Annotated in this window: 16 protein-coding genes and 1 riboswitch; of the genes, 11 read left to right on the top strand and 5 right to left on the bottom strand. The window is 40.8% G+C overall.

Going from position 1 to position 20899, the window contains the following annotated elements:
* Both A3O17_RS07800 and A3O17_RS05500 read left to right on the top strand, forming a co-directional pair.
* Window positions 1-278: transposase (locus A3O17_RS07800; protein ID WP_155729653.1), on the top strand; the 278-nt coding region annotated here is incomplete at its 5' end.
* Window positions 279-1024: 746 nt separating this feature from the next.
* Window positions 1025-3685, top strand: a complete 2661-nt coding sequence (locus tag A3O17_RS05500) for a YfhO family protein (protein ID WP_064213117.1) — start codon at window positions 1025-1027, stop codon at window positions 3683-3685.
* Window positions 3686-4082: 397 nt separating this feature from the next.
* Here the strand turns inward: A3O17_RS05500 and A3O17_RS05495 are convergent, their stop codons facing one another.
* Window positions 4083-5063 carry a stealth family protein gene (locus A3O17_RS05495; protein ID WP_191979381.1) on the bottom strand — a complete coding sequence of 327 codons (981 nt, stop codon included), beginning with the start codon at window positions 5061-5063 and terminating at the stop codon, window positions 4083-4085.
* Window positions 5064-5263: 200 nt separating this feature from the next.
* Between A3O17_RS05495 and uidA the strand changes: the two genes are divergently transcribed.
* From uidA to A3O17_RS05460, 7 genes are all read left to right on the top strand, one after another.
* A complete protein-coding gene (gene uidA, locus A3O17_RS05490; RefSeq protein ID WP_064213119.1) occupies window positions 5264-7030 on the top strand; it encodes a beta-glucuronidase in 1767 nt (588 codons plus the stop codon).
* A gap of 268 nt (window positions 7031-7298) precedes the next feature.
* Window positions 7299-8225, top strand: a complete 927-nt coding sequence (locus A3O17_RS05485) for a phosphate/phosphite/phosphonate ABC transporter substrate-binding protein (protein ID WP_064208252.1) — start codon at window positions 7299-7301, stop codon at window positions 8223-8225.
* 23 nt (window positions 8226-8248) lie between these two features.
* Window positions 8249-9013 (top strand): phosphonate ABC transporter ATP-binding protein, encoded by a 765-nt coding sequence (gene phnC, locus A3O17_RS05480; RefSeq protein ID WP_057827030.1) that lies wholly within the window; start codon window positions 8249-8251, stop codon window positions 9011-9013.
* Window positions 9006-9794 (top strand): phosphonate ABC transporter, permease protein PhnE, encoded by a 789-nt coding sequence (gene phnE / locus A3O17_RS05475; RefSeq protein ID WP_064213120.1) that lies wholly within the window; start codon window positions 9006-9008, stop codon window positions 9792-9794. Before phnC ends, phnE (A3O17_RS05475) begins: the two co-directional genes overlap by 8 nt.
* The gene (gene phnE, locus A3O17_RS05470; protein WP_064213121.1) at window positions 9795-10580 is read left to right on the top strand and encodes a phosphonate ABC transporter, permease protein PhnE; all 786 of its coding nucleotides are present in this window, start codon (window positions 9795-9797) and stop codon (window positions 10578-10580) included. It begins immediately after the preceding gene.
* A 251-nt stretch (window positions 10581-10831) separates the two neighbouring features.
* Window positions 10832-12397 (top strand): bifunctional metallophosphatase/5'-nucleotidase, encoded by a 1566-nt coding sequence (locus tag A3O17_RS05465; RefSeq protein ID WP_064208249.1) that lies wholly within the window; start codon window positions 10832-10834, stop codon window positions 12395-12397.
* Window positions 12398-12414: 17 nt separating this feature from the next.
* Window positions 12415-14202, top strand: coding sequence for an alpha amylase N-terminal ig-like domain-containing protein (locus tag A3O17_RS05460; protein ID WP_064213122.1), 1788 nt, complete (start codon window positions 12415-12417; stop codon window positions 14200-14202).
* Window positions 14203-14816: 614 nt separating this feature from the next.
* Here the strand turns inward: A3O17_RS05460 and A3O17_RS05455 are convergent.
* Window positions 14817-16457, bottom strand: coding sequence for a C40 family peptidase (locus tag A3O17_RS05455; protein ID WP_064208247.1), 1641 nt, complete (start codon window positions 16455-16457; stop codon window positions 14817-14819).
* Between the two features lie 232 nt (window positions 16458-16689).
* Between A3O17_RS05455 and A3O17_RS05450 the strand changes: the two genes are divergently transcribed.
* Together A3O17_RS05450 and A3O17_RS05445 are read left to right on the top strand one after the other, a co-directional pair.
* Complete coding sequence (locus A3O17_RS05450; protein ID WP_064213123.1) at window positions 16690-17274, top strand: uracil-DNA glycosylase family protein; 585 nt, start codon at window positions 16690-16692, stop codon at window positions 17272-17274.
* Window positions 17275-17373: 99 nt separating this feature from the next.
* The gene (locus A3O17_RS05445) at window positions 17374-18585 is read left to right on the top strand and encodes a multidrug efflux MFS transporter (protein ID WP_064213124.1); all 1212 of its coding nucleotides are present in this window, start codon (window positions 17374-17376) and stop codon (window positions 18583-18585) included.
* Window positions 18586-18614: 29 nt separating this feature from the next.
* Here the strand turns inward: A3O17_RS05445 and A3O17_RS05440 are convergent, their stop codons facing one another.
* The 3 genes from A3O17_RS05440 to A3O17_RS05430 all read right to left on the bottom strand — a co-directional run bounded on the left by A3O17_RS05440 (window position 18615) and on the right by A3O17_RS05430 (window position 20895).
* Window positions 18615-19157 carry a folate family ECF transporter S component gene (locus tag A3O17_RS05440; protein WP_057827022.1) on the bottom strand — a complete coding sequence of 181 codons (543 nt, stop codon included), beginning with the start codon at window positions 19155-19157 and terminating at the stop codon, window positions 18615-18617.
* Window positions 19158-19210: 53 nt separating this feature from the next.
* Window positions 19211-19302: riboswitch (THF riboswitch) on the bottom strand.
* A gap of 130 nt (window positions 19303-19432) precedes the next feature.
* A complete protein-coding gene (locus A3O17_RS05435) occupies window positions 19433-20233 on the bottom strand; it encodes a metal ABC transporter permease (RefSeq protein WP_064213125.1) in 801 nt (266 codons plus the stop codon).
* Window positions 20233-20895 (bottom strand): metal ABC transporter ATP-binding protein, encoded by a 663-nt coding sequence (locus tag A3O17_RS05430; RefSeq protein WP_064208242.1) that lies wholly within the window; start codon window positions 20893-20895, stop codon window positions 20233-20235. The genes A3O17_RS05435 and A3O17_RS05430 overlap by 1 nt, the downstream gene beginning before the upstream one ends.
* Between the last annotated feature and the right edge of the window lie 4 nt (window positions 20896-20899).

Here is a 20899-nt window from a genome sequence, read left to right as displayed (position 1 = left end):
TTTCTGAAGGAAAGGCTCTTTATTATCAAAGAAAATTTGATGTTGAGCCTGTCTTTGGAACGTTGAAGGCTAGTTTGCGTTTCACACGATTTACTGTAAGAGGATTGCCGAAGGTAAATCGGCAAATGTCATTGGTTATTATGGCATGGAATATGAAAAAATTGACCAATAAGATTGGCCAATTTTATGAATATCAATTTAATTCAAAAGAAAAAAATAGCGAAATCCAATTTTTTAAATTGCATTTCGCTATTTTTATAACTGAAGCTGTTTATTGAATACTTATGTCACAGCCTCTTTTTATTGTTTTAAGAATTGTTAAAATTTATTTAGATATTTTGGGATATCTGGTAGAATAAATAAAGAGCCCCAAGCTGGTAGTTGAAGTTGAAGCTTGGAGCACAGTGAGTAAGTTAGTTATAGGGATAAGGTTAGAGTATTTATCAAACCCTATGCTTGTAATGATATACTCTTTAGGGCAATTAATCAATTTTATCAAGAGTAGATGATCCGGAATTCAAGCCGGATCATTTTTTATATCCGAATATTGAGTTCTTGAATTTTTGTTGGTGAAAACCCTTAGCGCATCAAGTTTGATTCGTTAATATAGAAACGGCTTTCATTGAACAAATCAGCATATTTATGCGAATTAAATTATTAATTAACAAAATATAATTCATATTTTAAAAATATTTTATAAAATTTAATAATAATTTGGTTGTGGCCGATTTATCGTGATAAATGTTGAAATTACGGCAATTATTTTAAAGAAAGACCCGAATTAGGAATCAAATAAAAGTAAAGCGGCGATAATTACGTTCGATTATATCAGAACAATCTGTGAATAATTCGTGAAGAAATCAAAATAAATTGATAATTGAATCATCTTTCAAGAATTTAAAGGGTTAATTAAAATTAATTGCACTGTTTGGCAGGTGTAACAGATTGTTTTATACTTAAAACGTTATGTAAATTAGGTAAGGAGTAAGGATCAGAATGAAATTAGTAGAAAAGAGGTATTTCGATGAAGAAAATAAGTAAAGAAAAGTGCGAAATGATTATTCGCCGGGCTTTGTACTTCGGATTACCTTTGATCATTATGGCGATTATTTATGCAATATTGCATGTGTATCCTTTTGGAAAGCTTTCGTTGTTAACGTATGACATGGGGGAACAATACGTTGACTTCTTTGCGTTTTACAAGGATACATTGTTGCATCATCCAAGCCAGTTATTGTATTCATTTACAAATGGAATCGGTGGCGAAACATTAGGATTGTGGGCCTATTACTTATTAAGTCCATTTAACTTGATTCTGTTATTCTTCCCGAAGAGTATGCTGCCGGTTGGAATAATGATAATGACGCTGATTAAGTATGGTTGTGCCGGCTTAGCGCTTGGGTATTGCTTAGAAAAGATGCATTGGACCGAGCAAAAATGGATTCCGGCCGCAACGGTTTGCTATGCTTTGATGGGCTGGATCCTTGCCAATGAATTTAACATCATGTGGCTTGATGTCTTAGTTCTTTTGCCGTTTATCTTATACGGAATTGAAAAGATTTTTGATGAAGATCGGTCATTTTACTATACGATTTTCCTAGCATTAACGCTATTTATTAACTTCTATATGGGATACATGGTCTGCATTTTTGTAGTTTTGTATTTCATTTGGACAGCTGTTCGTAAGTGGCAAAACTGGAAAACGTTCGGGAAGAAAGCAGCCCGGTTCAGTATCAGTTCGCTTTTAGCAGCCGGGGCGGTTGCCTTTCTGCTTTTACCAACGTATTTTGATATTACGAAGAGTAAAGGGGTCTATACCCAACAAACGATTCAATCAGTGATTGAATACCAACCATGGAAAATGCTCAGTAAATTCATGATTGGGACGATCAATGATAACCAAATTCAAAACGGTTTTCCAAATCTGTTTGTTGGTGCCTTGATTATCGGTGGTTTTATTTTATACTTCTTAGCAAAGAAGATTCCGTGGAGAGAAAAGATCACGGCCGGGTTAGTCTGCGTCTTTATGTTCTTTGCGATGTGTTGGCAACCGCTTGATCTCGTTTGGCATGCTTTCCAATATCCGGTATATTATCCATACCGTTTTAGTTACTTAGTAAGTACGTGGATGATCCTGCTTGCTTTGCGGGGATTTGCGAAGATCGGGAAACCGAAAATTTATCAACTAGCAATTACGTTTATCATTCCGGTAATTTGCTGGATCATTATCTTTATTAATCGGAAGAAGTTCAACTTCTTAACGGTCCCGAATGCGATCGCCACCTTGATTTTCTGGATCGTAATTTTTGGAATTATGACCTGGATGTTAATGGGCTGGAACAAGCAAATCAAGAAGTTTAACTTGCAGATGTTGGCTTCAGGCTTAATGCTTGTTCTAATTGCGGCTGAATGCGGGATGAACGGGTATCAAACGATCAAGAATATTCCGGGCGCTAGCGAAGTTAGCTACACGGACTTTGTAGCCAACCTCGACCGTGATATTGCGTGGATCAATAATCAAGATAATGGACATACGTTCTACCGAATCGGCAAGACTTTCCAACGCAGTGAAAATGATTCGTTGAATGCTGGGTATCGTGGACTCTCAGGATTTACTTCAACGCAAAATGCGGCAGTTACAAGTTTCATGAATTCAATGGGACAGCCGAACTACCTTGGAAAGGAAAACTACACGGAAGGAACGTTGCTGACCGACTCGATCATGGGGGCTAAGTACTTCCTTGCACCAACTGATCAGTTTGATAACTTAGTTAAAAATAACAACTGGGTTACACCGGCAACTTCATACCGGCCGGATATTTCGTTCTATGGTCCGGTCAAACGAATCAATGGGGTAACGATTTATCAGAACCCGTTAGCATTATCGGTTGGATTTGCAGCAACAAAGGATGTTTTGTCATCGAAGAATAACTTCCCATCGAGTGATTTTACGGCGGATAACCAGAGCTATTTGTTGAACACAATTGCGGGAACTCATCGGCAGTACTTCGATAAGGTTGGCTATCATACTAAGATGACTAACTGTACATTAGATGGTGGGGCTAATGGTAATTTGATCACTACTGATCCAAACCAACCATCAACCTATGAAATTCAGCTGAAAAATGTCGGAGCTGAACCATACTACATTCAGTTAACAACTGGAATTGTTTGGAACTCGTCGATCACAATCAATGGAAATAACATGCCAGGAATGGGAAACGGCTCGCAACCAACGTTGTTTAACGTTTCAGCCAACACCCCTGGACAAGACATTACGATCGATATTAACCCCAATAACGGTAAGACGATCGATTTAAACGATCTTGAGGTTTACAAATTTAACCTTTCAGCATTTGAAAAGACAATTTATTCTGTGATGAACAATCAATGGAAACTAACCCATAATGGCCGGTTGCAATTACGAGGCGACATTGATATTCCACATAGTAAAGATGTCATGATGACGACGATTCCATTTAACAAAGGATGGAGCGCCAAGGTTGATGGGCAAAAGGTTAAACCGCGGGAAGCCTTTGGAACGTTCTTAGCAATTCCAATGACTCCGGGACGGCACCATGTAACCTTATCGTTCTGGCCACCACTATTAACCCTTGGAATCATTGTAACTTTGATTACCTGGGCAATTTTAGTGTTGTGCTGGCGGTATGAAAAGAAGAAATAAAAGAAACGCTGTGATTTGAATCACAGCGTTTTTATTTATAGAAATCAAATTATTATTTGGAGGCAGATAATGAAATAGTAACGTAAAAGCTGTCATTTTCTGCTTTACTAAAAAAATCCAACATGATAGTATCTAGGTGAAGAGTTAAGACTCTTTATAGGCAACTAGAGTGTCTATTGTGTGTTATCATAATAAATTCGACTCGACTAATATATTTAATTATATTACGTTTTTATTATGGCACTATGTCGGTTTTAAATGTTATCCGATAGTCGGGGGAAACATTTATTTTTTTTTACTTAAAATTGAATTGCGGGTGTTTAACGCTAAAAGTATTCTTGAATGTAAATAAAAGTACTGATAGAAAATTAATTCTTATCAGTACTTAAAAATGGTTTTATTTTTCAAATGAAGATTTTTGATCAAACTTTTCATTCAGGATCGATCGTAACTGGTGAATATTCTGATTGAAATGGTGAATGTCACGGTCGTTCATGCAAATGGAAAAGTATTTCTCATCATTCACTGCTTTGCGAATATCTTCAAACTGCCCGATTTCGAAGTACCGGTAGCGGTGCGGTGAGGATGGAATGAAATTTCCCGTTACCAAGTTATAGTACCGGACGATCCATTCAGAAATATCGTGATTTCCCCGAACGCGGTGCGTGATCGTTTCGTGGCATTCAGTTGGAAAGACATTTTCAACAACGTTTTTAAACTCAGATTTCAAATATGGTTGGACACAGTGCCGGTTGTAAAAGCCAGTGAAGTGCCGATAAAAGCAGCTTCCCAATGAACGAACGATTTCAATTCCATAATGAAGATTAAGGTATTTGTTTCGCAATTGCTTAAGCACCTTGCGTTTGTCGAATTGCCGGTTAATAAGCATCATTGTGTTCATCAAAATATACGCAAAATCCTCGTTGGGGGAGATTGGCGATTCAATCAGAAAATCCCGCGGCCGTCCGTTAACAAAAAAGTCTTCCGGCTTTGCAGGCCGGGTAAACAACATATCATCCTCAATAATCATAAAATGTTCGCTAAGATTGGGAATCTTATAAGCATTCATCAAGATGGCATTTGAATTAAATGTCGGCAAGAATTGATCATCAATTATTTCATGGTGATCAATCACTTGAACGTGTGAATTATTTAAATTCAGCCAGTTAGGAATTTGATTATCAGTAACAAGATAAATTTGATTGACCCATGGAAGATACCGGTCAATACTGCGAAACAAATATTTTAAAATTCCCCAATCACGGAAGCGTTCGCCGTTAAAATCCTTAACTGAAAGATAAGGGGCTGCTTTTTGCTGCCATTGGGGATCCTCTCCGTTAACCCAAGGGATGACAAGATCAATTGGCCCGTTTTTCACGTAAATCATCCTTTATCAAATAGTTAGTTACTCCGTATAACCCCTTTGTCCACTGTATGATACAAAATCCGAAGACTGAAATTCAAGGTGTTTCACAGTTTCTTCTTATTATATTAAAAAGAATTTTGCATTTAAAAAATTAACTTTGAAATCGTTTTATTTTACAATAAAAGTATCTTATTAATAAAGAAGGTTTTTGAATGCTTTATCCAGAATCAAATGAATGTCGGATGGTAACCAGTCTTGATGGCTTTTGGAATTTTAAGGTTGAAGATCAGCAAATTGATCCTGCACAACCGTTGCCGAACCCGTTTGCGATGGCTGTGCCGGCATCGTTTAATGATCAGGTAATTGATCAGCAAATTCGCAATCATGATGGCTATTTTTGGTATCAAACAACGTTTAATGTTTCAAAAATGCAACTGGCACAACGCAATGTCTTGCGGTTTGGCTCGGTTACTCACGAAGCAACGGTGTATGTGAATGGCAAGCAGGTTGGTTATCATCAAGGCGGGTTTACGCCATTTGAAATTGAGCTTGATGGGCATATTCATCTTGGCGAAAACGATCTTAAAGTCCGGGTTTCGAACCTATTAAGCAATAAGACGATCCCGGTTGGAAAGCTTACAGAAGAAAATGGGAATTACCATGTGGACCCGAACTTTGATTTCTTTAATTATGCCGGAATCCACCGTCCTGTTAAACTTTATACGACATCGCGGACGGCCCACATTGACGAGCTTGTTGTTAAGTATGATACGGATTTAAAGCAGACAACGGTTAACCCGGAAGTGAAGATTACCGGGGATTTTGATCAGGTGGTTGCCGAAATTTTGGATGAAGATGGAAACCGAATTGAACGGGTCCAGGGGAACTCATTGAACGAAATTCAAAAAATGGTGATCAGCGATACGCATTTGTGGCAACCGATGAATGCTTACTTGTACCGTCTAAAAATCAGCTTATTGGTTGAAGACGAAGTGATCGATACGTATACCCAAGAATTTGGGGTTCGAAAAGTTGAAGTCAAAGATGCGGGTGTATACATTAACGATCAACCAGTTTACCTTAAGGGATTTGGACGGCATGAAGACTTTCCAATCATTGGTAAAGGAATGAACCGGGCGGTGATCAACCATGACCATCAAACAATGAAATGGATGCATGCGAATGCTTTCCGGACATCGCATTACCCATACTCTGAAGAGGAAATGCAGCTCGCAGATCGCGACGGCTTCTTAGTGATCGATGAAGTCCCGGCGGTTGGATTGTATGCTGGTTTCTCAGTTTCAATGATGGGGCAGAAAGCAGCCAATACCTGGAAAACAATGCAAACAATGGATGCCCATAAGCAGGTTATCCAGGAAACGATCACGCGTGATCAGAACCACCCATCAGTCATTATGTGGTCGGTTGCCAATGAACCGGCAAGCCAGCAAGAGGGCGCTCACGAATACTTTAAGGAAATAACGGACTACACTCGGCAATTAGATTGGCAGCATCTTCCATTGGTGGCACCTAAAATTATGTCCGCAACGGTCGATGTTGATTTGACAGGCAATCTGTTCGATGTGATCGCATTGAACCGGTACTACGGCTGGTATGTTGATTTTAATGATTTAGCCCAAGCAAAATCAGACTTGATGACTGAACTTCAAAAATGGCACCAAAAGTTTCCGAATAAACCGATCCTCTTTACAGAATTTGGGGCTGATACGTTAAGCGGAATGCATTCAATTAACCGGGAGCCGTATTCGGAAGAATACCAGCATGATTATTATCAGATGAACTTTGATGTTTTTGATCAATGCGATTTTGTTTGCGGCGAGTTGTTATGGAATTTTGCAGACTTTGCGACTCCGGCCGGATTGATTCGGGTCGATGGAAACAAGAAGGGGGTCTTTACCCGTGACCGCCAGCCAAAACAAATCGTATATGATTTAAAGAAACGCTGGGAAAATAAATAGTTTAGAGATCGAAAATTTAAAGACGAGGTTGTGATTGAAGACGCAACCTCGTCTTTTTCTCATAAAAGCCGCAATAATTATCCGTAATTTTATAAAAAATTAATATTTTGGCAACGATTAATCAGGGATTTCCTAAAAAATGTAAAAGAAAAATTCTCGATTTTGAAGAATTTTATCAGCTAAAAACGAACTATGCAAAATACTATTGCTTTTATAATTTGTGTTTTAATATAATAAAACTGACGAAATTGAGAAAAGAGGGATTTTAATGAAGAAGATCAAGAAAGTTTTGCTTTCACTTCTTGCAATTTTAGGATTAATAACGATGACCGCCGCTTCAAGCGTTCACGCTGACGGTGACTATACTCCGAAGCATTTAACGGTGGAATTCGTTCCGTCATCAAATGCCCAAAAGATGTCGGCGCGGGTCAAACCGCTCGCTAAGTTATTGGAACAACAATTACACATTCCAGTAACGGTTACCGTGTCAACAAACTACAATACGATCGTTGAAGCCATGGGTTCGAAGAAGGTTGATGTTGGTTTCTTACCGCCTGATGCTTACGTTCAAGCCCACAAACAATATGGCGTGAAGGTTCTTTTACAAGCTGAACGGTTTGGTTACAAGGAACCGGATGATCAACAAACGAATCAACTTGTAAATTACTATCGTGGTCAAATCGTTGTTCGGAAAGGCAGCGGAATCAAGAACCTTAAGGATTTGAAGGGTAAGAAGATCGCGGTTCAAGATACAACTTCAAGTTCAGGATGGGTATTCCCGGTTGCCTGCATGGAAGAACACGGAATCAACATTAACAAGGACCACATCCAAACGGTCCAAGTTAAAGGTTACGACCAAGCCGTAATGTCGGTTTATAACGGCAACACCGATGCCGCCTTCATTTTCCAAGGCGCACGGAACCTTGTAAAGAAGGACGCTCCAGACGTTATGCAAAAGGTTGTTCCGATTTACACGACCCCAAAGATTCCAAACGATACAATTTCAGTTCGTGGCGACATGAGCCCGGCATTCCAAAAGAAATTGATCAAGGCCTTCCAAAACATTGCGAAGTCAAAGAAGGGACACGCAATCATTTCAAGTGTTTACCAACACGAAGGATATGTTCCAGCAAAGGACAGCGACTTTAATACTGTTCGGAAGTACGACAAGATCGTTCAAAAGATCAATCAGTAATTGGGAAAGGTTGAACATTTTTTATGGAAGAACCGTTAATTGATATTCGAAATGTCAGCAAGGTATATGACAGTGGAACTGTTGGCCTGAAAAACATTAATTTAACAATTAAAAAAGGTGAATTTGTGGTCGTTGTTGGGTTATCAGGGGCCGGCAAGAGTACGTTGTTGCGGACGATCAACCGGATGCACGACGTTACGGACGGCGATATTTTGATCGAGGGGAAGTCGATCATTCACTATAAGGGCAAGGAACTTCGGAAATTACGGCGGAAAATCGGGATGATCTTCCAAAACTTTAATTTGGTAAAACGGTCATCCGTTCAACGCAACGTTTTGTCCGGAAGAGTTGGTTACTACTCAACGTTGAAGTCCGTTCTGGGGCTGTTTTCAAAGGAAGACAAGCAAAAGGCTGTCGATGCTTTGAAACAGGTCAAAATGGCTGATAAGATCTACTCCCGCGCGGATGAACTTTCTGGCGGTCAGCAACAACGGGTCGCTATTGCACGGGCATTGATGCAGGATCCGAAAATCATGTTGGCCGACGAACCGATTGCTTCGCTTGATCCCTTAACAACGAAGGCGGTAATGGATGAGTTAAAGGAACTTAACCGGAAACTTGGAATTACGGTAATTGTTAACTTACACTCGGTTCCGCTGGCAATGCAATATGCTGATCGAATTGTCGGTTTGCGGGCAGGACAGTTAGTTTACGATAAACCAATTGAAGAAGTTCAAGAAGCAGACTTTGATTCAATTTATGAAGGAGCGGCAAAGCAAAATGAATGAAGTACCGAAAAGAACGTTTGCGCAGCGGTTCCATCTTAAGTTCGTTGCATGGTCAGTCTTGTTTATCGTCCTGCTTTGCGGTTCAGCGGCGTTAACGGGAGTTAATTGGGGAGAATTTTTCAGTAATATTGGTCAATTCTTCAGTTTGATCGGGAAGATGGCGCACCCGGATTGGAAATATGTTCAAATCGTGATTCAACCCGTAATCCAAACGTTGCAGATGGCGATCGTCGGGACAACGATTGGGACGTTGGTTGCAGTGCCGTTTTCAGTCGTTGCAGCGCGTAACCTGGTTAAAAATCCAGTGATCCGCGGAATAATTCGCTTTATCTTGAACCTTGTTCGGACGTTGCCGGATTTGTTATTGGCAGCCATCATGGTTGCAATCGTTGGAATCGGACCAAGCGCAGGGGTTTGGACATTGGCGATCTTCTCATTCGGGATGATTTCCAAACTATTTTATGAATCGATTGAAACGATTGACAATGGCCAGCTCGAAGCCTTACGGGCAGCCGGAGCCAATTATTTCCAGATTATCGTGTTTGCCGTTTTGCCCCAGGTAATTGAAAACTTTATCAGTTATTTTCTTTATACGTTTGAAATCAACGTGCGGGCATCAACGGTTTTAGGATATTTGGGCGCCGGCGGAATCGGAATGCTGTTGCAGCAGTCACTGGATTCCTTTGATTACAGTCAAACGGCGGTCATTATCCTGGCAACGTTAATTGTTGTTCTGGTAATTGATGGATTAAGTAATTATTTACGGGAGAAATTGGATTAAATGGTTAAAGCATCGAAAAATAGAAAATATGGTTGGATATTCTGGGTGATTTTAATCATTGCGGTATATGTGTGGGCCATTCTTGGAATGAATTTGTCCGGAATCCAATCATCAGCAGTTGAAGTTACAAAATCAATTTTTAATGGAATTTGCCATCCAGATTGGCATTATGTTTATAATGGCAGCGGTGAAGACTTGGTATCGCTGATCATTCAAACGTTGGCAATTGCCTTTCTGGGGACGTTTGTTTCAGCGTTCTTGAGTGTACCGTTCGCCTTCTTAGCTGCTCGGTCATCAAAGCATCTTCAAGTGTGGTCAAAAATCGGAAAGTTTATTCTGGTATTTATCCGAACTTTTCCTGAAATCGTGCTTGCGATCATGTTCATTAAGGCGGTTGGCCCAGGGGCTTTTGCCGGCGTTTTAGCCGTTTCAATCCACTCGATCGGGATGCTGGGAAAGCTCTTTAGTGAATCGTTGGAAAACATGGATCACGGGGCTGAAGAAGCAATTTTATCCGTTGGCGGAACGAAAAGTGATGCGCTTTTCTTAGCAACGTTGCCGGATATTATGCCGCAATTCTTGTCATATACTTTGTACCGGTTTGAAATTGCGGTTCGGTCAGCCTCAATCTTAGGGATGGTTGGCGCTGGCGGAATTGGGACGCCATTGTTGTTCGCAATTCAAACCCGGACATGGAGCCGGGTCGGCATCATCCTTTTAGGAATCGTTGTGACGGTTACGGTGATCGATTGGATCTCAGGAACTTTGAGAAGAAAACTGGGTTAAAAATGGAAGGTTGCGATGTTAGGCGCAACCTTTTTGTTATATCTGCATAATCGGGTTCCAAAACAAACGAGCTACGTGGAAGGACGCAAACCTCCGAATCCATGCTGTGCGATTCGTTCGTTTTTCTACTTCCACCACGCTCGTTTTGAACGTTTTGTCACACCTTCATTTTTTTAATGTCTTTACTTTATTTTTAATGATCGAAAAGGGTAAAATTAGATTATAAGTAAAATTTGAGAAGGAGTGTCGTCATGAAAATTAAGATCGTATCAACAAGTGATGTTCACGGATATATTTATCCCACGAATTTTACAAGTCGGAATGACTATCATGGATTAGGTTACTTAAAGGCAGGTGCAGTTATCGAAAAGATTCGGCGCCAAGCAGAACAAGACGGTGATATCGTATTATACGTTGAAGACGGGGACTTTGTTGAGGGCTCGCCGATGACGGATTATGCATATCAAACTTGCGATGAAAAGCACTATAACCTTGACTTGGTTAAAATGGTCAATCACCTTCAAGCAGACGTTGGAATTTTAGGCAACCATGAGTTTAATTATGGCCCGGATTATTTGAACCCAACGCTTGCAGACCGGAATTATCCAATTTTAAATGCCAACATGCAAGAAGGGCCAGATTACCATATTATCGATGCTCCTTATAAAATCATTGAAAAGAACGGGGTTAAGATTGGGATTTTAGGACTAACAACGCAATACATTCCGCATTGGGAACAACCCGATCATATTAAAGGCTGGAAATTTGAACCGGCATTAAAGGCTGCGCAAAAATACGTTCCTGAACTGCGGAAAAAGGCTGACATCGTTGTCGTTGCATATCATGGCGGATTTGAACGTGACTTAGCAACTGGCGAACCAACTGAAAGTTTGACCGGCGAAAATGAAGGTTATCAATTATTGACAGAAGTTCCAGGAATCGATGCGTTAGTTACCGGACACCAACACCGCCAAATTGCGGAAGTCGTTAATGGAATCCCAACGACTCAACCAGGATTCCGCGGCGAAAAGGTTGGCTGCATTACGCTTGAATTGAATGATCAAAAGCAGGTCATCGGTTCCAAGGCCGAATTGATCGATACGGCCGATGCGGATGAAGAAATGTGGATGAATGCCTTAACGGCTGATTGGCGTAACGATGTCGAAGATTGGCTTGATCAAACATTGACGACGATCGACGGGGATATGGAGATCCATGATCCGATGCAAGCCCGGTTACACGGTCACACTTACCTTGACCTGGTCAATAAAGTTGAAATGGATGCCACGGGCGCTGACATTGCCGGGACGGCTTTGTTTAACGATGAAGTTACCGGATTAGGCCATGAAGTTACGATTCGAAATGTCATGAACAGTTATGTTTACCCGAATACTTTAGTTGTTGAAAAGATCACTGGAAAGGATCTTAAGGCGGCGTTGGAACGCTGTGCATCATTCTTTGAAGTTGGTGAGGATGGCAAGCTTAGCGTTTCAAAGGACTTTTCATATCCGAAGATGCAGTTATATAACTACGACTACTATTCAGGAATTGATTACACCTTTGATTTACGGCAACCGCAAGGCCATCGGGTAACTGAATTGAAGTATCACGACAAAGATGTCCAAGATACCGATGAATTAAACGTTGCGATCAACCAGTACCGGGCTGTTGGTGGCGGTGATTATCCAATGTATAGTATGGATAAAATGGTCAAACAGGTTGAAAACGAAATGCCGCGGATGATCATCGCATACTTGCAAAAACATCCTGAAATCAAGGCAGTTCAACCAACAAACTTAAAAATTATTATGAAATAAAAGCGAGGAATTAGTTTATGGAAAAGGCGGCAATTTATCACCGCCCGGAAAGCGAAATGGCTTACTTGGCGGGCAAAAACCAGTTTCGGATTCGGCTTCGAACGAAACATGCCGATGTGCATCAGGTCGAAATCATTTACGGAAGACTGGATCGCATTAAACAGCAAAAACTGGCAGCTGACAGTGAAGATATGGAAATCATCCGGCCGAACGTGGAAGCAATGCAATGTACCTTAAAGACGGATTTGTATGATTACTGGGAGATCACGATTCCGGTTAAGGTTCGGGAACGGACCCAATATCTTTTCCATTTGATTGGCGATCATGATGGTGAACTGCTTTATGATGCGGTTAACGTCCGTCTTTACATGGCTGATTTTTTGGAAAAGGCAACCCCGTTTAACACCCCATATTATCAAAATATGTTTTTAATGCATTCAAATCCTGAATGGACGAAGCATACGGTATGGTATCAAATTATGCTTGATCGGTTTGCTGACGGCGACGAAAACAATGAACCGCTTGAAAAAGCCCGGTGGGATCTTGATAAATCAACGGCGACAAACTTTTATGGCGGTGATTTGCAAGGGGTGATTGATCATCTTGATTACCTTGATGAACTCGGGATCAACGGCATTAAGCTTTCACCGATCTTTGCATCATATTCGAATCAGAAAAACGACCCGGTCGATTTTTATGATTTGAGCTACATGTTTGGTTCAAAGGAACTTTTCCGCGAGTTTGTCCAAAAGGCTCATCAGCATGGAATGCGCGTAATGGTACAGTTGCCGCTTGACCGGATGAGTGACATGTCGCTTCAGTGGCAAGACGTTCAACGGCTCGGAGCACAATCACGGTTTGCAAGCTGGTTTAAGGTGCGACAATTCCCGGTCCAGATTCCAAGTGAAAATGAAGATCCGGATAAGTATTACTTAACGATTGACGGCAATATCCATATGCCGAAATTAAACTTGCAAAGCCCGACGGTTCAGCAGTATTTGCTGGAGACTGCCCGGTATTGGATCGAGACGTTTGATATTGACGGCTGGGAAATTTTGAATGCTGACGAGATCGACCAAACATTTTTGAATTTAATGACCCAGCAAATGCACAGTATCAAGGCTGATTTTGTTGTGATGGGCCAATATCAATATTTACCAAACGGTGATTTAGCCAAGGACTACATTGATAGTGCGAATAACGTCGACTTTTATACGATCATGCACGATTTCTTCGTTACCCATCAGTTAAACGTTACGGAGATGATTTCGCGAATTAACGATGCGTTAATGAAGAATACCGTTTATACGAACCAAACGCTGATCAACGAGGTCGAAAGTTTTGTAACTCCGCGGTTGATCAGTGAGTGTAACGGCGAAGAAGATCTGGCACGGGCAATCATCGCATTTACTTTTATGCAAATCGGAATTCCGTCGTTCATGTATGGCACTGAAGTTGGAGTAACTGGTGAGGACGTTCCAACGAACCTTGCACCGATGAAGTGGAAGGATGAAGAGCAATCCTCGTCAATGCTGCAATTTATGAAAAATGCGATCGCGATGCGGCGGGAATATGCTGATCTATTAAATGATGGCACCCTTGAATGGGGCCAGTTAAGTAATAAATACCGGTACTTTACGCTGACCCGTGAATATGACGGTCAAAAATTATTCTGTTTGTTTAATTTTGGATATGGAAGCGTGAAGGTCGTTATTCCGCAAAATTCCGAAGTTGTTTTGAGCCAGAACTTAATGGAAGATGAAAATAAAATTGCTCAAAATGGATTTGTGATTTTGAAAGTTTAAATTCGATTGATAACGTTTGAAGGTGTGACAAAACGTTAAAAACGAGCGTGGTGGAAGCAGAAAAACGACCGAATCGCGCAGCAAAGATTCGGAGATTTTCGAATTAGCTTCGCGTCACCACACAGCTCGTTTGTTTTGGAACCCGATTATGCGGATATAGCAACGAGGTTGCGACTTGTGTCACAACCTCGTTTTTATCTATTAAAAAACCTAACTGGTTAGACAGGCGCAGTTAGGTTGGAAGTCATACGATTTTCAATACAATTTATCTTACATGCTCAGTTTATCATATAGAAGATATAATGCAATAACATTGGCAACTGCCTCTGAGAGGGGTGTGGGGTCATATGATGCAATTTATCTTACAAAATATCGTAGTACCATTGCTTGTTTGGGGTGCTTGGTGGCGTTGTTTACTAAGTGGATTAATAAGCGATAACGAGTTGCTATCCGTTTAGCGAATACAGCGAAGTCCGGTAGGCCTAGACAACCTAGCGGGCGTTTTTTTGTAAGAAGTAATGGGATTGAGAAAACATATCCAACTTGAAAATTTAAATCAAAAAAATAGGCTGCGACGAAAGTCACAGCCTATTTTAATAGTTATTTTTTTAATCTTACAACCGAACAGCGAATGATGGTTGGAAGTATTGAGTGCTTCCAATCGAAACGCTTTGGCCTGGTTCTGGAGCGGCAATGTATTTACCATTACCAACACAGATGGCAACGTGGTATGCAGAACCCTTGTTACCCCAGAAGTATAAGTCGCCTGGTTGAGCTTGGCTTACAGGGATTTGAGTACCGTAATTTTCTTGTTGCGTTGTTGTCCGTGGTAAGCTTACGCCAAAGTGGTTGTATACATATTGAACGAAACCTGAGCAGTCGAAACCGCTTGGAGTTGTTCCGCCGTATACATATGGAACTCCAATGAATGATTCAGCATATGAAACAACATTGTTTCCGCTGCCCGTCCGCGTTGTTGAGCTTTGTTGAGCTTTTGAGTTTGCTTGAGCAGCTTGGTTATTATTGTTGTTTTGTTGTTGATTGTTGTTTTGAGCAGCTTGTTGGTTGTTGTTAGCTGTTCGTGCTTGTGGAGCAGCGGCTTCACGTACTTGAGGTGCTTGTTGTTGTGAACTTGCAGAGCTTGCTTGAGCTTGTTGTAATGAAGATGAAGCAGCTGCAGGGTTCTTAGTTGGATTATTAACAATCAAGCTTTGACCAACTGTTAATGAATTTCCTAAGTTCGGGTTGGCTTCACGTAATGAAGCAACTGATACCCCGTATTCTTGGGCGATTGCGTAAAGTGAATCACCTGACTTAACTGTCGCAGTTGTGTGGTTAGCAGCGATTACGGCTTGCTTTGAACTGCTTTGTGAGCTAACTGATGAAGCTGGAGCTGCAGAGCTTACAGATGAAGCAACTGAAGTTTGTGAACTTGAACTGCTTGCAACTGTTTGTTGTGAAGCACTGCTTGAACTTACTGAAGCTGAAGAAGCAGAACTTGAAACTGGAGCTTGTGAGCTTGAAACAGTTGTTGCTGATGAACTTGAAACTGCAGGAGCAACCTTTGAAGTTGCAACTGAACTTGTTGCAGGTTGTGCTTGGGTTGCAGATGAAGCTGGAGCTGCAGAGCTAACTGATGAAGCAACTGGTGCTTGCTTTACAGTGCTTTGAACAGCTGGTGTGCTTTTAACAGTTGATTGAACACTTGGTTGTTGAGCTTGTTGAACTGGAGCTGCTTTTTGAGTTGTTGAAGCAACTGAAGCCTTAGCAACTGGTACTTGTTGTTGAACTGGTTGCGTAACTGTCTTAGCCGGAGCAGGCGTTGCAGCCTTAGCTGGTTGAGCAGCAGCTTGACCGTCAATTTTTAATGTTTGACCAACATAGATCAAGTTTGATGTTAAACCATTTAATTGTTTTAAGTGGTCAACACTTGTATTAAATTTTTGAGCAATTGCCCAAAGAGAATCTCCAGATTGAACAGTATATGTATGTGTGTTGTTCTTTGGAGCTTGTGCGTCCTTATTTGGAATTTGTAAATCTTGGCCAACATAAATCATATTGGTGTTTTGATCAATGTGGTTTAATTGTTCAATTGATTTAATTGAAACTCCAAACTTTTGAGATAAAGACCACACAGTGTCGTTTTTAACGACGTGGTGAACAGAGTCAGCATTAACAGCAGTTGCAGCTGAAGCTAAGAACAATCCAGCAGCACCTACCGTTCCTGCGACGATTTTCTTTGCTGTTTTTTTCAAAAATTTTCACTCCTATAACTATAAGACTTTAAAAATACACCCAAATTATATTTTAAAGGGCTTTACATAATGCGTCAAATTATCAAAAGGTACATATAAAAAAATTAATACAATGTAAATGCTGGTCTAATGCAATTTGGAGTCGTTAACATAATCTTCATAATTTACAGTTCTGTTACATCTTTATTTTTTTACTATAATAAGGGTGATTAAGGATTTTAGGAGGAGAAAAATGGAAGATCAGTTTCAAAAGATTTTTGAAGAAATTAAAGCAGATCCAATGAATCAAGAATACACGAAAAAGGGAATCGATCCGTTATATTATGCTGACGCGGATGCCCGGATTTTGATCGTCGGCCAGGCTCCAGGACGGGTCGCTCAAGATACTCAAATCGTGTGGAATGACAAAAGCGGCGATCGGCTTCGCGATTGGATGGGAGTTAGTCATGACGAATTTTATCATTCAGGTAAAATTGCGGTTCTTCCGATGGATTTTTATTTTCCGGGAAAGGGCAAATCAGGCGACCTTCCACCGCGGAAAGGTTTTGCTGAAAAATGGCACCCGCGGTTGTTAGAAGCCATGCCGAATTTAAAATTGACGCTATTAGTTGGAAGTTATGCAACTAAGCACTATTTACACCTTAAAAGTTCGGCGAAACTAACGGATGTTGTTCATAATTACCAGGATTATTTGCCACAATATTTCCCATTGGTTCACCCTTCACCGCGGAATCAATTATGGATGAGTCGTAATCCGTGGTTTGAAAAAGAAGTCTTACCAGATTTGAAGCATCGGATCGATCAATTCTTGAGATAGTTTTCTGAAAGTCCGCCTTAAAAATTAGCTTTTTTCTGAAAAGCGTGTATAATAGTAAGTTATGAATTTACTTACAAATAGTTAGAATGAGGTGAGACTTTGAAAGCAAAAATCCCAGAGTGGAAACAGAACTTGCGGGTTCTTTGGTTTGGAAACTTTATCGTTGGAATGGGATTCCAATTGATCATGCCGTTTATGTCCTTATATATTAAGACATTGGGACATTTTAATCGGATGCAATTGAATCTTTGGAGCGGAATCGTTTTTTCAGCAACTTTTCTAATTTCATCATGGATGGCCCCGATTTGGGGAAAATTTGCTGATCGGCACGGTCGCAAGAAAGTGATGCTGATTTCGGCAGCCGGCATGGGAGTCATGATGGCTTCAATGGGATTGGTTGCTCATGTATGGCAACTAGCCCTTTTACGGTTACTTCAAGGATTTTTTGCAGGGTATGTTGCGAATACCTCAGCATTGATCGCCTCTCAAGTTCCAAGTAAACACAGCGGGAAAGCATTGAGTACCTTATCGACCGGGACAACGGCCGGAATGCTTCTTGGACCGTTATTTGGGGGAGCAGTTGCTGGAGCATTTGGTTATCGAGTAACTTTCTTCCTCACTGGATTGGCATATGCAACGGTGTTTGTTTTGACCCTCTTCTTTGTACATGAACGAAATTTTACGCCGGTTTCAAAGGAAAAGACGCTTCCAGCGCGCGAATTATTCAAGTCGCTTGAATATCCGCAGGTGATCATTGGAATGTTTGTTACAACATTGATTATCCAGGCTGGAAACAATTCGATTTCACCGGTCATTAGTTTATATGTTCAGCAATTACTGCACGGCGGACATAGTGTGGACATGGTCAGCGGGATCATTGCCGCTTTGCCGGGGATTGCGACCTTGTTTGCCGCTCCGTTATTTGGAACGTGGGGCGATAAGATTGGAACGCAGAAAATTTTGCGTGGCGGCTTGATTTTTGCAATGTTAGTCTATATCCCACAAGCCTTTGTAACGAACGTTTGGCAATTAGGAATTCTGCGGTTCTTAGTTGGAATTTCAGATGCGGCATTGCTTCCACAAGTGCAGACGTTATTGGCGAAGTATTCGCCGAATGAATATTCAGGCCGGGTATTTAGTTATAACCAGTCAGCCCAATTTATGGGAAACATTTTTGGCCCGTTGATTGGTTCAACGGTTTCAGGAATGTTTGGCTACGGCGGTGTGTTCTTATCAACTGCATTCCTGGTTTTGATCAATATTGGATGGGTTCATCACAGTACCAAAGAAATTGATGCGAAGAAAGCATAAAAAATGGTTGGCGATTGCCAACCATTTTTTTATTTTGCAATTTGGGTTTTCGACACGGCCTTTAAAATCAGAAGGTCAACGGCTGCTTGAATTGGCCATGAAATAATTTCTTTAGGAACCCGCACAGCCAACAAAGCGGTTAGTGCCATGTGATGCGGGGAAGTCATGCTTAAGATATAAACCCACAGAGTCGTAAAAATAACGTTTGAAATTAAGATTTGAATAAATTCATATAAGAAGACCCGTTGCCAGGTAACTTTCTGGTGATAAAGAAATGCACCGGCGATGATTCCACTGATAAATGCGGAAAAGGTAAATCCGGGAAAGAAGACCCCGCCGGAACTGAATACGGTATTGGAAATAATATCAACAAGAACGAGGATCACGCCGCCAAGCCACGGACCGGTCAGGTAACCGATCAATGCTGTTCCAAGAAAACCAATTCCGATTTTTAAAATGGCGGGATCGCCGATCGAAATTTTGTTAAGAACGATCTGAATCGCAATCAGCAACGCAGACATTGTAACGGTCCGAACATCGAGTTTCGGACTCTTCCAAGATAATTTTTTCATCAAAAAAAGCCTCCCAAAATCCACGGGGGAGACACATACACCAGATGAATTTTATGGTGAATGCGGATATAAATCGCCCATTACGGTTCTGCCAAAGTTCACATTCCGTTCCATTGGCCATTTACGAGATATATCCTACCCCTGTTGTGACCTATTCTAACACTTTGGAAAATTAAATTCCATATAAAATTTTGATATAAAAAAATAATGTTCACATATCAGTGAACACTATCGTTGTTTTTACTTTTGATTAATCGAATTATATTGATTAAATATTAATTATGATGATCGCTGATTTTTTGCTTTAAAATCGCACTGCCATAAATCAATGCTTCAATGACCGTGATAAAGAAACTGACCGGCCAGTTCGTTAAATAACTTAAATATAATCCGAGCCAAATTCCGGTAATTGCGAAGATGAATGTCAGGCCAATCATTTTCCATAATGAATGCGCATAGTATTTAGATGCGGATGCCGGAATCGTAAGCAGAACGAAAATCAGCAACGCGCCAATAATTTGCGCCGTAATGCTGACGGTCAACGCAAGCATTATGAGAAAGAGAATCGAAATCAGCTTGTTATACCGTTGATTATATTCAGAACCTTGAGCATCAAAAGAATTGAAAGCTAATTTCCGGAAAGTAAAGAAAATCAGGATCAATAAGAAAATGCTCAAACAAACGAGATCACGCAGGTTAGTAGCGTCAATGCCGACGATGCTCCCAAACAAAATGCTGGTTGCATAGTTGGCTTGTTTATCAGAAAGTGACAGGAAAAGAACTCCCAAGCCTAAGAAAATTCCTGAAAAAACACTGATCGATGATTCGCGCCGGCTGACCTTTTCACCTGAAAAGCCGATAAATAACGCGCTACAACAGGTGAAAAGCAGCATTCCTGCAAGCGGTGAAATGCCAGCAAACACACCAAAACTTGCACCCGAAAAGCCGATTTCAGAAAGGGTGTGGGCAAAGAATGAGGTTTGCCGGGCGATTACGAAAACGCCCATGACAGCACAAATTAATGCGATAAATATTCCAGCAATGAATGCATATTGCATAAAAGCATAATTAAACATTAATTTTCTCCTTTCTTCATTTTAGTCATCGTTGCGGTTTGATTTTCAAGGTGCAACTCGTTATCAGCATATGCAGTGATCAGTTCAGGATCATGAGTAATGAAGAGAACAGTAAGGTCGTGATTTTTCATGATCGATTTTAAAAGCTGCAAAAGAAAATGCTTGGCTGACTGGTCCAGGTTAGCAGTGGCTTCATCCAAAATTAAAAGCTGCGGATCAGCGCACAATGCCTGGGCAAGGTAAGCGCGTTGCTTTTCACCGCCGGAAGCTTTTCCTAAAGGCCGCGCTTGGATGCGGGTCAATTTTGTTTCATCCAAAATTTCACGCAGCCGCTGGTTCATCGCCCTTGAATTCCATGGAAGAATGCGATGCTTAAATCCTAAGGCAACAAAGTCATGGATATTAAGGGGATATTCATCATCAATGTTACGCAATTGCGGGACGTATTGAACCTTATCGCGCGGGATTGCAAATTGGGCGTGAATCGTTGAATTCCGGTTGAGATCTTGAATCAAATGTTTGATCAAAGTTGATTTACCAACGCCGTTTTCACCTGTGATGCAGGTTAATTCATTGCGCGGAATTGCAAAGTTCAGGTTCCGGAAAAGCGTTCGGTCAGGGACTTTAATATCTAAATTTTCAACTTCTAAGATTGGTTGCATAGAT

Origin of the sequence: Ligilactobacillus aviarius, from assembly GCF_001654615.1 — a bacterium.
In the GTDB taxonomy this organism is placed as follows: domain Bacteria; phylum Bacillota; class Bacilli; order Lactobacillales; family Lactobacillaceae; genus Ligilactobacillus; species Ligilactobacillus aviarius_B.
The sequence above is the reverse complement of the archived record's forward strand: the minus strand, read 5'-3'. Positions and strand labels throughout refer to the sequence as shown.

What these genes read in the sequence shown, in the direction of transcription:
- A3O17_RS05430 (WP_064208242.1), bottom strand. Translation starts at nt 20,895, where the DNA reads ATGCAACCAATCTTAGAAGTTGAAAATTTAGATATTAAAGTCCCTGAC.
- A3O17_RS05465 (WP_064208249.1), top strand. Translation starts at nt 10,832, where the DNA reads ATGAAAATTAAGATCGTATCAACAAGTGATGTTCACGGATATATTTAT.
- A3O17_RS05485 (WP_064208252.1), top strand. Translation starts at nt 7,299, where the DNA reads ATGAAGAAGATCAAGAAAGTTTTGCTTTCACTTCTTGCAATTTTAGGA.
- phnE (WP_064213121.1), top strand. Translation starts at nt 9,795, where the DNA reads ATGGTTAAAGCATCGAAAAATAGAAAATATGGTTGGATATTCTGGGTG.
- A3O17_RS05460 (WP_064213122.1), top strand. Translation starts at nt 12,415, where the DNA reads ATGGAAAAGGCGGCAATTTATCACCGCCCGGAAAGCGAAATGGCTTAC.
- phnC (WP_057827030.1), top strand. Translation starts at nt 8,249, where the DNA reads ATGGAAGAACCGTTAATTGATATTCGAAATGTCAGCAAGGTATATGAC.
- phnE (WP_064213120.1), top strand. Translation starts at nt 9,006, where the DNA reads ATGAATGAAGTACCGAAAAGAACGTTTGCGCAGCGGTTCCATCTTAAG.
- A3O17_RS05450 (WP_064213123.1), top strand. Translation starts at nt 16,690, where the DNA reads ATGGAAGATCAGTTTCAAAAGATTTTTGAAGAAATTAAAGCAGATCCA.
- A3O17_RS05500 (WP_064213117.1), top strand. Translation starts at nt 1,025, where the DNA reads ATGAAGAAAATAAGTAAAGAAAAGTGCGAAATGATTATTCGCCGGGCT.
- A3O17_RS05435 (WP_064213125.1), bottom strand. Translation starts at nt 20,233, where the DNA reads ATGTTTAATTATGCTTTTATGCAATATGCATTCATTGCTGGAATATTT.
- A3O17_RS05440 (WP_057827022.1), bottom strand. Translation starts at nt 19,157, where the DNA reads ATGAAAAAATTATCTTGGAAGAGTCCGAAACTCGATGTTCGGACCGTT.
- uidA (WP_064213119.1), top strand. Translation starts at nt 5,264, where the DNA reads ATGCTTTATCCAGAATCAAATGAATGTCGGATGGTAACCAGTCTTGAT.